Here is a 13,624-nt window from a genome sequence, read left to right as displayed (position 1 = left end):
CTGATGGGTAATTCGGGGGCCAACCTCCTCAATGGCGGGGGGGGAACGATACCCTTGAAGGAGCTGCGGGCGACGACACTTTGACGGGCGGTTCTGGAGGCGACAATTTTGTATTCGCTGGAGCCTTCGGGCATGACGTTATCGAAGACTTCATCGCCGGCGCATCGGCGACCGACATTGTCATGTTCGACCACGCGGCTTTTGCCGCGGTGGCAGATGTGTTGGCTGCGGCGTCACAGGTGAATTCCGACGTTCTGATCACCCGTAGCACCTCGGAAACTGTCCTGTTGCGAAATGTTACGTTGGCGCAGCTCACGTCGGACGATTTCCTGATAGTGTGACTATTGACATATCACGCATGAGCGATGATAGCCGAAGCTTAACTGGCTACCCAACTAAACAGAGAACCGCGATATCGATCGCAGACGAGATGAGGCAATCATGACGACCGATAATGTCAGCACTTAGAGCATTTTCAGAATGAGTGTAAGTAACCTGCGGCGTTGAAGTTGTTTGCGCATTCGGTAGGTCTGAAGCGATCGAGCAGTTCGCCGATTTTGCGCCAGAGGGCTTCGACGGAGCGCGGCGGTGCCTGTCTGAGCAGGGCCTTGAGCTTGGCGAAGGCCATCTCGATCGGGTTGAGGTCGGGGGAGTACGGCGGCAGGTAGAAGCACTGGGCACCGGTGTCGGCGATGGCAGCGCGAACGTCCTGGGTCTTGTGCGCTGACAGGTTGTCTACTACGACAATGTCGCCGCGAGCGAGCGTCGGGCCGAGCACCTGGCTAACGTAAGATGTCATGCGTTGTTGCGGCTGTATTCGCTCGCGTGGACCGGAATGCATATTAGTGCATTTTTACCAGTTCACACTATGCGGCGTCGGAGCAATCGGGCGCGTCACCATCTGTAATGTCGCCGGTCTTGTTGAGCGCGTTCGCGATGATGGCGGAGATGGCATCCGATGCACGCCGCAGCGGGTCCGCATCCAGGTGGGCGTATCGCTGCGTGGTCGTCGTATTCGCATGCCCCAGCAGCTTGCCGATGATCGGCAGGCCCATCCCGGAGCCGGCCCCCACACTGGCGAAGGAGTGCCGTAGGTCGTGGAGCCTGACCCCCTCAAGGCCGGCGTGGCGCGAGATCAGCGCCCACGGCTTCTTCAGGTCGGCCTTGGGCTTCTCCGGATCGTCGCCCTCGATGACGTAAACGCCGTTGCTGCGGATGCCCTCAAGGACCGCGAGGGCCGCCGCCCCGAGCACGATGGTCTTCCGGCCGGTCTTCGAGTCCGGCAGGAACAGCAGCCCCCGCTGAAGGTCGACCTCGCTCCACTTGAGGCGCAGAATCTCTCGCAGCCGGGCACCCGTGAAAATCAGCAGGCGCAGTGCCGCTGCCGCGTGGCGGGAGATGATCGTGCGGCGCGTCTCGGGGCGCTGGCGTGCGTGTTTCGAGGCCGGCTTGGCGGGGTCAGGCGGCAGCCACTCGATCCCCACCGTCTCCGCCTCGCGAATGGCGGCGCCGAGGCGGGTGAACTCCTCGATCGTCAGGTATCGGTCCTTGCCCTGCTCGCGGTACTTCTCGATGCCGGCGGCCGGGTTGTGGCCCTCGGGGACCACTTTCATCTCCTGCAGCCAACCGAAGAAAGTAGCCAGGAGAGAGATCACCCTATTCGCCGTGACGGGGTGCTCGTCACCGATGGCCCGATGAAGCGCTGCCACGTCGGCCTTGGTCACGTCGATGGCCCGCTTCGAGCCAATGGCCGGTCGGATGTGCAGGCGCCAGTACCCCTCGTACAGCGTCACGGTGCCGGACTTGCGATTGTGGCCGGCCTCCTTCTCGTAGCGCCGGGACAACTGGTCGAGGGTCTCTGCCCGACGGGCCTCGGCCTTGTCGCCCGCTGGGTCCTGGCCCAGGCGCACGGCCGCCAGCACATCCCTGGCCGCCTTGCGAGCCTGATCCGGTGTGATCACTTCGGCCGAGCCGATGGCCATGCGCCGCTTTGCCGTGCCGCGGCCACCCGCGCCGGGGCGGTATTCGACGACCCAGGTCTTGCTGCCAGAGGGCATGACGCGTAGGCCGAACCCGCTTAGTTCGTCGTCATAGAAGATGGTCAGCTTGTCGACCTTGGGCACGCTGGTCACGGCGCGTCGTCCCAATCGCATTACTGGCATCCCATTGTCCCCCACCGGCCGTGTCGCCACCGTGTCGCCACCGCGACCGGGAAAGCGCGTGTTCGATGATGATATGCAGGGGCAGTGGTTCGGTCAAATAATCATTGTATAACAGATACTTAAGGAAATATCGGGACGGGCGGGGACGTGTCGGGCGGGTCCAGAAATCAGACTCATAACCTGAAGGTCGTCAGTTCAAATCTGGCCCCTGCCGTTGGCGATTGGTACTGCGAGCCGCATAGAAGAATGGGCTCAGTCAAGAACGCCGGATTCAACGCCACTAGCATACAGGCGATCGGAAGCCGACGCCGATGGAATCGGGCCGCCTGTGGTCATGTTTCTGCAGGTGGTCGAGAGCCGATTCGCACCGAAGCAGGGCAAAAACGACACGCCGTATAGGCGATATTGTATCCTGCAACCTTCTTCCTGATGCATGGATTCCGCTCAGAATCGGCAAGGAATCCGCTCTCTAGGCAACAAGGCCCCGAAGGTCGCTCTTAACATACTGAAATCGTTGGGAAAATTTGGAGCGGGCGAAGACATTCGAACCTTCGCCCTCAACCTTGGCAAACCTCGTTCGGGCATTGCTCCTTGGTAGGCCGAGTGGAATCAGAGAAATCTACAGTCGTTGAATTTTGTGCGGCGGCATGCTTAACTGATTGCTTGCTCGCTTCCTGGCTTGGCAGGCAAGTTCGTTGGCCGGAAATACTCACCTCGTACTGTGAAAATATTCAAGAAATTGTAGATCTCAGTTAGATGGTGGCAGCGCTATGGATTGGAAAACCTTGGCCGTGCCGGGTGTCATTCCACTGACGTGGCTATCCTATGCGCACGAGCGCGGCCTCGTTCATGACGATCTGACCAAGCGACTCGGTATAACAGAGAAGTTTGATCCAACGTCGTTTTCGACGGGGCTTGAGGCTAAGGACTTTATTCGCCTAGCTCTCGAAATCATCAACAGAACGGGCGACAACGGGGTCGGCTTTGAGATCGGATGGCGGCTTCCGCTGACGGCCTATGGTCCGTTGGGACAGGCGATGATGGCCAGCCCGACGGCGGGCGACGCTCTCGCAGTATGCCTTCGCTTTTGGCAACTGATCGCGCGCGGCTTACGGCCCGAAACGGCAGTGCAACAGGACACCTTTGTTTTTACGCTCGCTCCCTATTACCCGCTTGAGGGGCCGCTGGGCCACATCATGACCGAGTCTACGGCAGCGAGTGTCTTTCGGGCGATGGTGCTGCTTATCCCAGCGGCGGCGTCGGAAATCGAGGTCTGGGTAGACTCGCCGGAGCCGCCATATGCCGAGAATATTCGAAGACATATCCCCAAGATACGATTTGACATGCCGATCTTGGCATTTCGATTCCCTAAGTCGCTGCTCGATGTGCAGCTGCCAATGGCAAGCCCTCCAGCCTTGGCCGCCGCCATCGAGAACTGTGAGGCAGAGTTAAGTAGGATTGATACGCACGGAAAATTTACTTTAAAGGTTCAACAGAATCTGAAATTCAGGTCGAGCGGGTATTTTACACTCGAGGAAATGGCCGAGCACTTGGCACTCACGCCGAGAACATTGCGTCGGCATCTGGCCAGTGAAGGGGGCAGTTATTCGGCGCTTCTTCAGGCTGCACGCCGCCGTGATGCCTTGCAACTGCTCGACAATCCATCGCTTGAAGTAGCCGATGTTGCCGAGCGGCTTGGTTATTACGACTCTGCAAATTTCGTCCGGGCATTCCGAAAACTGACGGGTCTTTCTCCGACGGAGTATCGGCGCCGCGCAAATATCGAGGCAACCTGAAGGGCCGGTCCTCCAACACCTGCGAGCCTGCCCCAGCGTCGGTAAACTGGAACGAACAGCGCGATGCTGCTTCATGCGTTCTGGCCGTATTCGCAGGACAGCGAGAGCGCCGAATGGCCATAAAAAACCGCAGTGGCCACAAATGACAGTTACTTTGTCCCCCCCCTGCCTAACGGTGAGGCAGGTGTCCAATGTAAGGTCATTCGTATCTGCTCCCCGTTACCGGAGAAAATCGAATGTCCACCGCTGCGGCGACCCAGGTCCTGGATGATGCTTCCGTTCCTCAATTGCGCCCCCAAAGGTTACTGCCCAAGGACGTGGGAATTCCAATCCGCACGCTGGGCCAGACCTATGATGAGGCAATGCCGAAATGGTGGGTGGGAAACAATCCCTTCCTGACGGCCTTCTTCGCAACATTCTCAGCGACTCTTCCCGAGGGTGAACTGCAGTTCGTCTACAGCGTGCGCCTATTCCAGGATCGCATTACGGATCCGGTTCTGAAGGCACAGGTCCGTGCTTTTGTCGGCCAGGAAGGTCAGCACCGTAACGAACACGATGCCGCCAATGCGGAAATGAAACGCCGCGGCCTTCGACTGGACAGGATCGAAAAGAGTGTCCAGTCGATGAACAAGATGATGCGCGAGCGCCAGTCCCCGGCACAGCAGTTGGCTGGGACGGTGTGCGGCGAGCACATTACCGCCCTCATGGCAGACGTCGCCCTGCAGAAGTATCCGCGGCTGCTCGAGATGACGGCCGAGCCGGCTCGGCAACTGTGGGCGTGGCACGCTATTGAGGAAACCGAGCATAAGGCCGTCGCCTTCGATGTGTATGATCAGCTGGTCGGTGACCGGAAGCTGCTGCGGCGGACGATGGTGGTCGCAACGATTTTCTTCTTCCTGCTCAATTTCTATCACGCCTTCCGGCTGCTGCCGCTCAAGGATTGGTTCAGGCCAAAGATGTGGTGGGAGGCCTTCGGCGTGATCGGGCAACTCATTCGCCGAAGCCGCAAGGACTACATGGATTTCTACAAGCCCGACTTCCATCCCTGGCAGCATGACAACAAGGAAGCGGTGAAGGCGGCGAAGCTGAAATACCTCGGGGAAGCGGCCTGAGGCGCGCCGACATGTCAACCTTTCAGCACAAGGTGGTTGCCATCACGGGCGCCGGCTCAGGCATTGGACGGGCGACCGCGTGTTTGCTCGCTGGCCAGGGTGCGCGCCTCGCGATCAGCGATGTCAACTTGCAAGGGCTCGAGGAAACGCAGAGCCTTTGCAGTAACATCGGCGCCGAGGTCTTCGCGACTAAACTCGACGTCGCGGACCGCGCGGACGTTTACGCCTGGGCGGAGGCCACATTCAATCGCTTCGGCAAAGTGAATGTAATCATCAACAACGCAGGTGTCTCCCTTGGCGCCACTGTGGAGGATTTGGGCTACGAGGATTTCGAGTGGCTCATGAACATCAATTTCTGGGGGTTGTATACGGCACCAAAGCCTTCTTGCCATATCTGCGGCAAAGCGGTGACGGCCACCTGGTAAACATCTCGAGTCTGTTCGGCCTGGTTTCGATGCCGGCCAGTAGCGCCTATAACGCAGCGAAATTCGCCGTGCGCGGCTTTACCGAATCCGTCAGTGAAGAGTTGTTGCTCGAGCGTGCCCCGGTAAGGGTCACATGCGTTCATCCAGGCGGGATCGATACCAACATCGCCCGCGGCGGTCGCGTAGTCCCAAGCGAACGGTTCGGGCTGGTGAGTGCCGAACAGGCCGGCAGGGATTTCAAGAAGCTGGCACGCACAACGCCCGAGCAGGCGGCAGCGCGGATCGTGGACGCGATGCGGCGGCGCAAGCGTCGTCTGCTGATCGGAGCCGACGCGAAAATTATCGACCTGGTGCAGCGGATTGCACCCGCAGGCTATCAGTCTGTTGCTGTACGTTTCGCGACAATCGGCCTCTCCGCGTCGCAGAAAAAGCGCAATTCTCCCGAGGTCATTTCGTAATGACAAAAGAAACAATAGACGTCATCGTCATCGGGGCAGGGCTTTCCGGGATCGGTGCCGCCGCGCATCTACAAAAGCGGTGTCCGAGCCTCAGCTACACTGTCGTTGAAATGCGCGATGCTCTTGGCGGTACATGGGATCTGTTCCGCTACCCGGGAATCCGTTCCGATTCCGACATGTATACGCTCGGCTACAACTTCAAACCCTGGACGCATCCCGATTCGATCGCTGACGGTAGTACCATTCGTGATTACATTCGCGAAACCGCGCGGGAATACGGGATCGATCGACACATCCGCTACAATCACAGAGTCGAAAGCCTCGACTGGGATAGCCGCAAAGCACGCTGGACCCTGCGCGCTCGCAAAACCGGTACGGGTGAGGTGGTCGCGATCGAAAGTCGCTTCGTCATCTGCTGTGCCGGCTATTATCGCTACGATCAGGGCTTCACCCCGGAGTTCCCGGGTCGCGAGTCTTTCCGTGGGCAGGTCATCCACCCGCAGGCGTGGCCGGAAAATCTCGAATACAGCGGCAAGCGCGTCGTCGTTATTGGCAGCGGTGCGACCGCGGTCACGCTGGTTCCGTCACTGGCGGAAAAGGCTGGCCATGTCACCATGCTTCAGCGGTCACCGAGCTATGTGGCTTCCATGCCGAAGGCCGGTACAATAGCCAACCGGCTGCGAAAATACCTGCCGGAAAAGGCGGTCTACGCCTTGACCCGTGTGGCGCATATCGGGTTGGCAATGGCATTCTACAGCTACACCCGGGCCCGTCCGGAGGCAGCCCGGCGGTTCCTGCTGAAGCAAGTGCAAAAGCAGGTTGGCACTGACTTCGACATGAAACACTTCACCCCCGATATAACCCGTGGGACGAACGGCTTTGCGCTGTGCCGGACGGGGATTTGTTCTCCGTCTTGCGGGATGGTCGGGCCTCGGTTGTGACAGATCACATCGAGCGATTCACCGAAGATGGCATCCTGCTCCAGTCGGGGGAGACGCTCGAGGCCGACATCATCGTAACCGCAACCGGCTTGCAGATGCAGGTCCTGGGAGGCACCAAAATCTCCCTCGATGGAACCTCGGTGAATCTGTCGAAGAAGCTCTACTACAAGGGCGCGATGGTTGAGGATGTGCCTAATTTCGCTACGGTTTTTGGCTACACGAACTCGTCCTGGACCCTGAAGGCTGACCTGATCGCCGAATATTTCTGCCGGGTCATCAATCACATGGAGCAGCACGGCTACGCCCAATGCACGCCGCGAAATTATGACGGAAGGCTGGAGACGCAACCGATTCTTGATCTGAAGTCCGGCTACGTTCAGCGCGCATTGGCGCAGCTGCCCAGTCAAGGCAACAAGGCGCCATGGAAAATGTACCAGAATTACCTGCGCGACCGGAAAGTCCTGAAGAAGGGCACAGTCGACGACAAGGTCCTGATTTTCAACAATCCCATTTCTCATACCTATAACTACCCGGAGAGCCAAGACCTCGCGGCCTTAGTCCGCGCGGCCGGCGCGCAACACTGAACACCCGCTTGAGGACAGCGGACAAACCATCTTTGCCTCAGGGCCCAATGTGGGGATCACTGGAGGAAATGGAACGGTAGGGGGACAGTTGTGGGGCCGAGTTTATTGATCTTGCATGGAGACCTGCAGGTTGACATGTAATCTGTAAGATTACTTCAAGCCTTGATCGCGGTGATTCGGCGGCTTCTCTCACGCACACAGATGCGAGAAGGCGGCCCCCTATTCGACGCGGACGACGAAGAGGCCAAATCAACGTCCAGCTGGGCATTGAAAAACAAATCGGGGAAATTGATGAGAAATTTGGTGCTGATCGTCGCCACTCTTCTGGCAGCCGTGCAGGCGCCTTTTGCTCAAGCAAAGGTCTCACAGGATCAGGTTCAACGCCTGGACCGTGACCTGACCCCATTGGCGGGATTAGGGCCGGCAATGCTGAGGGCTCGATTCCGGCCTGGGACGGCGGACTGCGGGCGCCGCCCTCGACCTTCGCGCCAGGCAAGCAAATGACCAACCCATATCCGGACGACAAACCGAAGTTCACCATTACTGGCCAGAATGCCGAGCAGTACAGGGACAAGCTGACTGGCGGCCAACTCGCCATGCTCAAGCTCTACCCGACCTACAAGCTGCCAGTCTACCAGACCCGGCGCTCGTGCGCGCTGCCCGAGCGGGTCTACGAGGCCAACAAGAAGAATGCCGCCACGGCGACTATGACCGAGGACAACAACGGCCTGAACGATGCCCTGCTGGGCAACCCGTTTCCGATTCCGCAGTCGGGCGTCGAGGTGATTTGGAACCACCGGCTTCACTACCGCGGTTTCAAGTTCCGACGCTATTTCGCCGGCGCGTTGGTGAGCCGCGACGGCAGCTATGACCTCGTGCGGGGACGCGACTTCGGCATCATCCACTATTCAGGTCCGGGGTTGAGCGAGCAGGGCGATGTGACCGAACTGAAGCAGCTCAAGAACATCTTCGTCTCGTATCTGAATTTCATCACTTTCCCGGCAAAATCGGCGGGCACGATCGTGCTGGTGCTCGATACGATCAATGCCAAGGAATTGCCGCGCCAGGCCTGGATCTACAATCCCGGCACCAGGCGCGTCATCAAGGCGCCCGACATCGCCTACGACAACCCGGCGCCGCAGACCGACGGCCTGGCCCCGGCCGATACCTTCGACATGTATAACGGCGCGACCGACCGCTACACCTTCGACCTGAAGCCGATGCGCGAGATCTACATGGGTTACAATGCCTATGAGCTGATTTCGCCGGCGCACAAGTACAAGGAGCTGTTGACCCCGAACCACCTCAACCAGGATTTCAATCGCTATGAACTGCACCGAGCCTTCGTTGTCGACGCCAAGCTGAAGGAGGGCACGCGTCACATCTATGGCCGTCGCACATTCTTCGTCGACGAGGACGGCTTTAACATCTCGCTGGTCGATGCTTATGACACGCGTGGCTCGCTCTGGCGCCTACAGGACGGGCCGGTGCTCAACTACTATGAAATCCCCTTCTGTTCCTCGGCCCTTGAGATGGCCCACGACCTCCAATCGGGCAAGTACTTGGTCTTTGGCTTGAAAGGCGAAGAAAAACCCTTCGAAGGCCAGCCTATGGGTATCGAAAAGTCCATGTTCACGCCAGACGCCATTCGGCGCATGGGCGCGCAGTAGATGTCGAAACAGATTGGATCCGCGAGCATGACCACGCGATCGTTTCGCCCTACCCCGCGCCTTGCCTCGTGCAGCGCTGCCGCCCTTTTCGCCGCCTTGCTGTGCGGGTCGATCGCCTCCGCCTATGATTTCGAGTGGGGAGATGAGGTAACCGGTTCGATCATCACCACGCTGTCGGTCGGTGTCCAGGTACGGATGGCCGATCGGGATCCGCGGAACGTAGGGCTCGAAAACGGCGGCAGAGCCGTTCCAGCCGACTCAGACGACGGCAATCTGAACTTCGACAAATATGATGTGATTTCTCAGACAACATCGGCAAGCTCCGAATTCCGACTGAAATGGCGAAACTACTTTGCGTCGGTCAGCGGCACCGCCTTTTTCGATTCGATTGCGGCCAACAATGACCTGGCGGTGAACGGCCCACCCGAGCGCCCTTATCGAGGCGAGTATTCACCGGAGGCGAAGGACTACGCCGAATGGGATGCCGAGTTCCGAGAGTATTATGTGGGGGGCAATTTTGATGTCTTCGGCCGCAATTTGGCCGTTAAGGTGGGCAGCCAGATCCTGAATTGGGGTGAAGCATTCTTCACCCTCAACGGGATCTCGGTGATCAACTCGATCGATGTTGTGAAGATCCTGACGCCCGGCACGGAACTGAAGGATGCGCTTTTGCCGGTGCCGATGGCAAAATTCGACTATGAGATCGCGGACGGGCTGTCAGTCGAAGCCTTCGTCACCTTCGGATTCGAACCTGTCCGCTTGCCCGCCTGCGGCGCCTTCCTGAGTTTCAGCGACAATGCCTGCCGTGGGGCGGTCGGGACATCGGTATTCACCGACTACGGCGACGAAAGGGCCTACACTGTGGGCCGCGATAACGCCGCAGATTACGATACCCCGCCGCCCCCCTATGGCACTGGCCCGCAAGCCCGCTCGATCGGTTTGCCGCTGATCCAGGAAGACGACCCTGACACTGTGGATTGGGGTGTCTCGCTACGCTACTATTGGGCGGAATTGAACAATACAGAGTTCCAATTTTACTACGCCAAGTATCGAAGCCGGCTTCCGTCGGTCTACGCCAAAGGTCCCGAGTCCTATGCGGAGGGCACCGGCAAGTTCGATCTGGTCCGCGGAGTACCAGGCCTGTTAGGGAGCCTAGTGAATGAGCTCGAGCCCGAAGCGCAGCAACAGATCGTCGAGGCCCTGGGCGCTCTCGCGCCGACAGTCGACCTGACCGGCGACCTGCTTGCCGATCTTCTCAATCCAGCGCTCTCGCCGGTTCTGGATCGCTTGATCCAGCCGAATTTGGGCACGCTTCCGCGTAGTCCGGTATTCGAGAATCTCGATGGCAGCAGCTACCACATTTACTATCCCGATAGCCTTGACATGCTTGGCTTAGCTTTCAGCACAACCGAAAATTACACAGGCATCGCAATCAATGGCGAGATCTCTTACAAGCGCAACGTACCGGTTCTCCTCGGGATAGATTTTGTCGCAGCGGCCGTGAATCAAGTGGGCGGAGTGCCGATCGATCAAGCCGCTTTCGATCCAGACCTGCCGCTCACGCCGCTGGGCATCCCTGTATACACGACGAAAAATATCGGCGCTGCTCCCTATGTAGAGAAGCCCGGCCAGCCGTTTGACGAGCAATTCATTCCCGGTCGGATCATTGTTGCCGACGAGCGGCACGATGTATGGCAGGCAGCACTTCGCTTTACCAAAATTTTCGGCGGCACTGACTTGCTTACGACTCTGACAGGGGCAACCCAGGTCATTGGCCTGGTGGAATTCGGCGCACTCCATGTTGATCTAAATGAAGGCACCGACTATGCCGCCACTGGTCAGTACGGTTCATCGGGTCTCTACAGCCGTCCATTCAATTTGGGTGGTGTAACGCTCGTCGAGTCACTGGCAGCTGACTCTCTAGGTCCGCCGTTCGCTCCGACGGGCAAGACCCCCACCAAATGGTCGGGCGGGGTGCAGGGTATCTTTATGTTCGACTATCCAGATCTGATCGAGGGCGTAAGGCTCACCCCCTCCATCGCATTCTCGACTGGCCTTTTCGGCATTACGCCGGCGCCATTGCCGGGATTCACCAAGAGCATGACGTCGATCTTGCTCGGCTTGAAAGCGGACTTTTCCCAGCAGTTTTCCATCACCGCTACTTACTTTAAATCCTTCGGTGCTGGTGGCGGCATGAGCGGCTCGCGCAATGCATTGATTGATCGTGACTTCATCGGCGTTGCCGCGACCTATCAGTTTTGATCCCGCAAAATGCCCCTGGTTCGTGCATGAGGATGAATGAGGTGGACCCAACAGCAACTCTAGCTTGCCGGCCAAAGGTGCCGGCGCTGCCCGAATAATTCGGCCGCTCAGAAGGAGGAAGAGCAATGGCGAGTGGTCTTGTTTGGCTTTCCGTCGTGGCCGTTGTGGTTGTCGCCGTCTGGGGAGCGCTTTTCCTCGTAACATTACTGGTTGTTTGGCGTGTGAGGCGGACTATGCCCCCGTCTGGGAATTTCATTGAAATCGCAGGCCACACTATCCACTACACCGACGAAGGGCGTGGGCCGACACTGTTGCTCATTCACGGACTCGGCGGGCAGATTGGCAATTTTGCCTATCTGGTGGATCGCCTGAAGGCAAAGTACCGCGTCGTCGCGCTGGACCGGCCTGGAAACGGCTACTCAACAAAGCCGGCGAGCGCCTCGTCCGGCATTGCATCCCAAGCCCAGATCATCGCCCAGTTCATCGAAAAGCTGGATCTAGACCGGCCTCTGGTCGTCGGTCATTCCCTGGGTGGCGCGGTCGCTCTCGCTCTTGTCGTGAATCATGCCGAACTCGTTTCTGGTGCAGCCCTTTTGGCGCCGCTGTCACAGCAAGTGGCGGGGCCGCCCGATGCTTTCAAAGCAATGGCCATCCGCTCCTCCTGGCGGCGGCGCCTCATGGCCTGGACGGTGGCCGTCCCTGGCTCAATCCTAAACGGCGCTCGTATCGGGAATATGATCTTTGCCCCTGAGGCGATCCCAGCGGACTTCGTCAGCAGGACCCGTGGGCTGCTCTCGCTGCGGCCAGCCGCATTCTATGGCGCGTCGAGCGACCTGGTTGCCGCCCCGGATGATCTGCCTGATCTTGTAACACAGTACGGCTCCATCACGCTGCCCATCGGTATCCTATTTGGGGCGGGCGATAGGATTCTGGATGCACTCGTACACGGCAAGCACCTCGCCGCCACTATCCCCGGCGCCATCTTCGAAATGGTGGAGGGGGCGGGCCACATGATTCCAGTCACGCTACCAAAGCAGGCGTCGGATTTCATCAAGCGCATCTCCGACATGGCTCTGTCGGCGAACCGTCTCCGGGAGATTCAAAGCCATGTCGTGTGAGCACTTCGACGTCCTTGTCGTTGGCGCCGGCCTCTCGGGCGTCGGCACCGCTGATCGGCTGCAGACCGAGTGCCCGAACAAAAGTCACAAGATTCTGGACGGCCGGCCTTCCCTCGGCGGGACCGGGACCTCTTCCACTGGATCAGCCCGCCCCATGCAGGGGGAGAAGAATGAAGGAGAATGCAATGGCATCCCAACCCCATAAGAATGAAATCGTGACTCGCGAAAACCTCGATTTCGGAATCAATGAATCGTTGCCGAAGTACTGGTGGGGCGGAAACCCTTACCGGACCCGCCTTATGGACGCGATCCAATGCACGTTCCCTGATGGCGAGCGATATTTTATCAAAAGCGTTGTCGCGTTCAGACAGAAGATATCGGATCCCACACTCTTGGCCGATGTCCGCGGATTTTCGCGGCAAGAAGGTCAGCACGGCATCGCCCATCAGCAATACAACGCTCTGGTCGAAGCGCGAGGGATACCGCTCACAGAAATCATCAAGCCCGCAATTGATCGGCTCAACCGCTATTCCGCCCGGCTGTCCCCAGAATTCAATGTTGCGATCACTGCATCGGCCGAGCATTTCACGGCGATGATGGCTGAATGCTTCTTCGCTAAGAAATCAACAATGGCGAATGTCGAGCCGCACATGAAGGCCATGTTCGCCTGGCACGCAATTGAAGAGATGGAGCATCGTGCGGTCGCCTTCGATGTAATGAAAAAGATTGCAAAGGTCGGCTACTTTAAACGTGTCTGGGCACTGATCTATCTCCAAGGGGGGATGAACGAGGTTATGTTCAAGATCCCGCACGCCATGCTCAAGGCGGATGGATTCACCCGCCTGCAGCGCTGGGGGATGCAGATCAGGAACGTTCCCTGGCTTCTCAAGATGTTTGCACCGCTTCATGGGAAGACGTTGTCCTATTTCATACCGGGTTTTCATCCGCTCAAGAATCCCACAATGCACAATTATCCGGACTGGAAGGCCGCTTACGAGCAAACTGGAGACCCGCACGAAGCGGCCCGAGCGTTGGTCGCGGCAGCCTATTAGCAAGCTGTGCCGGCGCGGGTGTCCCGAAGGGTTTCTGCGCGTCT

The 13,624-nt window shown here is 58.6% G+C and carries 11 protein-coding genes, 1 tRNA gene and 2 pseudogenes; 12 read left to right on the top strand and 2 right to left on the bottom strand.

Features of this window, described 5'->3' with window-relative positions:
• Nucleotides 1–80: 80 nt before the first annotated feature.
• The gene (locus D3874_RS22040; RefSeq protein WP_119780976.1) at nt 81–341 is read left to right on the top strand and encodes a hypothetical protein; all 261 of its coding nucleotides are present in this window, start codon (nt 81–83) and stop codon (nt 339–341) included.
• Nucleotides 342–475: 134 nt separating this feature from the next.
• On the opposite strand, the pseudogene D3874_RS22035 reads toward D3874_RS22040, so the two are convergent.
• Nucleotides 476–793: pseudogene (locus tag D3874_RS22035) on the bottom strand (transposase); the annotation flags it as partial.
• Between the two features lie 73 nt (nt 794–866).
• Nucleotides 867–2,132 carry a site-specific integrase gene (locus D3874_RS22030; RefSeq protein ID WP_199699201.1) on the bottom strand — a complete coding sequence of 422 codons (1,266 nt, stop codon included), beginning with the start codon at nt 2,130–2,132 and terminating at the stop codon, nt 867–869.
• 168 nt (nt 2,133–2,300) lie between these two features.
• Here D3874_RS22030 and D3874_RS28730 point away from each other — a divergent pair.
• The 11 genes and pseudogenes from D3874_RS28730 to D3874_RS21985 all read left to right on the top strand — a co-directional run bounded on the left by D3874_RS28730 (nt 2,301) and on the right by D3874_RS21985 (nt 13,580).
• Nucleotides 2,301–2,376: transfer RNA gene (locus tag D3874_RS28730), tRNA-Met, on the top strand.
• A gap of 556 nt (nt 2,377–2,932) precedes the next feature.
• Nucleotides 2,933–3,958: a helix-turn-helix transcriptional regulator gene (locus D3874_RS22025; protein WP_119780970.1), complete on the top strand. Its 1,026-nt coding sequence runs from the start codon at nt 2,933–2,935 to the stop codon at nt 3,956–3,958.
• Nucleotides 3,959–4,194: 236 nt separating this feature from the next.
• Nucleotides 4,195–5,070: a metal-dependent hydrolase gene (locus D3874_RS22020; RefSeq protein ID WP_119780967.1), complete on the top strand. Its 876-nt coding sequence runs from the start codon at nt 4,195–4,197 to the stop codon at nt 5,068–5,070.
• 11 nt (nt 5,071–5,081) lie between these two features.
• Nucleotides 5,082–5,953: pseudogene (locus tag D3874_RS32170) on the top strand (SDR family NAD(P)-dependent oxidoreductase).
• Nucleotides 5,953–6,894, top strand: coding sequence for a flavin-containing monooxygenase (locus tag D3874_RS30750; RefSeq protein ID WP_233560096.1), 942 nt, complete (start codon nt 5,953–5,955; stop codon nt 6,892–6,894). The pseudogene D3874_RS32170 and the gene D3874_RS30750 overlap by 1 nt, the downstream one beginning before the upstream one ends.
• Complete coding sequence (locus tag D3874_RS30745) at nt 6,891–7,478, top strand: NAD(P)/FAD-dependent oxidoreductase (RefSeq protein WP_233560094.1); 588 nt, start codon at nt 6,891–6,893, stop codon at nt 7,476–7,478. Before D3874_RS30750 ends, D3874_RS30745 begins: the two co-directional genes overlap by 4 nt.
• A 500-nt stretch (nt 7,479–7,978) precedes the next feature.
• Nucleotides 7,979–9,148, top strand: a complete 1,170-nt coding sequence (locus D3874_RS22005; RefSeq protein WP_119780964.1) for a DUF1329 domain-containing protein — start codon at nt 7,979–7,981, stop codon at nt 9,146–9,148.
• Between the two features lie 27 nt (nt 9,149–9,175).
• The gene (locus D3874_RS22000) at nt 9,176–11,410 is read left to right on the top strand and encodes a DUF1302 domain-containing protein (protein ID WP_158596159.1); all 2,235 of its coding nucleotides are present in this window, start codon (nt 9,176–9,178) and stop codon (nt 11,408–11,410) included.
• A gap of 125 nt (nt 11,411–11,535) precedes the next feature.
• The gene (locus D3874_RS21995) at nt 11,536–12,528 is read left to right on the top strand and encodes an alpha/beta fold hydrolase (protein ID WP_119780960.1); all 993 of its coding nucleotides are present in this window, start codon (nt 11,536–11,538) and stop codon (nt 12,526–12,528) included.
• The gene (locus D3874_RS32165; protein ID WP_119780958.1) at nt 12,518–12,733 is read left to right on the top strand and encodes an NAD(P)-binding protein; all 216 of its coding nucleotides are present in this window, start codon (nt 12,518–12,520) and stop codon (nt 12,731–12,733) included. The genes D3874_RS21995 and D3874_RS32165 overlap by 11 nt, the downstream gene beginning before the upstream one ends.
• A complete protein-coding gene (locus D3874_RS21985) occupies nt 12,699–13,580 on the top strand; it encodes a metal-dependent hydrolase (RefSeq protein WP_119780955.1) in 882 nt (293 codons plus the stop codon). The genes D3874_RS32165 and D3874_RS21985 overlap by 35 nt, the downstream gene beginning before the upstream one ends.
• Nucleotides 13,581–13,624 lie beyond the last annotated feature (44 nt).

This window comes from Oleomonas cavernae (genome assembly GCF_003590945.1).
In the GTDB taxonomy this organism is placed as follows: Bacteria; Pseudomonadota; Alphaproteobacteria; order Zavarziniales; family Zavarziniaceae; genus Zavarzinia; species Zavarzinia cavernae.
Note: the sequence above shows the minus strand (reverse complement) of the source record. Positions and strands in the feature narration are given on the sequence as shown.

Excerpts from the sequence above, each read along its gene's own strand:
- D3874_RS22025 (WP_119780970.1), top strand. The coding sequence starts at position 2,933 with ATGGATTGGAAAACCTTGGCCGTGCCGGGTGTCATTCCACTGACGTGG.
- D3874_RS22020 (WP_119780967.1), top strand. The coding sequence starts at position 4,195 with ATGTCCACCGCTGCGGCGACCCAGGTCCTGGATGATGCTTCCGTTCCT.
- D3874_RS30750 (WP_233560096.1), top strand. The coding sequence starts at position 5,953 with ATGACAAAAGAAACAATAGACGTCATCGTCATCGGGGCAGGGCTTTCC.
- D3874_RS22005 (WP_119780964.1), top strand. The coding sequence starts at position 7,979 with ATGACCAACCCATATCCGGACGACAAACCGAAGTTCACCATTACTGGC.
- D3874_RS22000 (WP_158596159.1), top strand. The coding sequence starts at position 9,176 with ATGACCACGCGATCGTTTCGCCCTACCCCGCGCCTTGCCTCGTGCAGC.
- D3874_RS21995 (WP_119780960.1), top strand. The coding sequence starts at position 11,536 with ATGGCGAGTGGTCTTGTTTGGCTTTCCGTCGTGGCCGTTGTGGTTGTC.
- D3874_RS32165 (WP_119780958.1), top strand. The coding sequence starts at position 12,518 with ATGTCGTGTGAGCACTTCGACGTCCTTGTCGTTGGCGCCGGCCTCTCG.
- D3874_RS21985 (WP_119780955.1), top strand. The coding sequence starts at position 12,699 with ATGAAGGAGAATGCAATGGCATCCCAACCCCATAAGAATGAAATCGTG.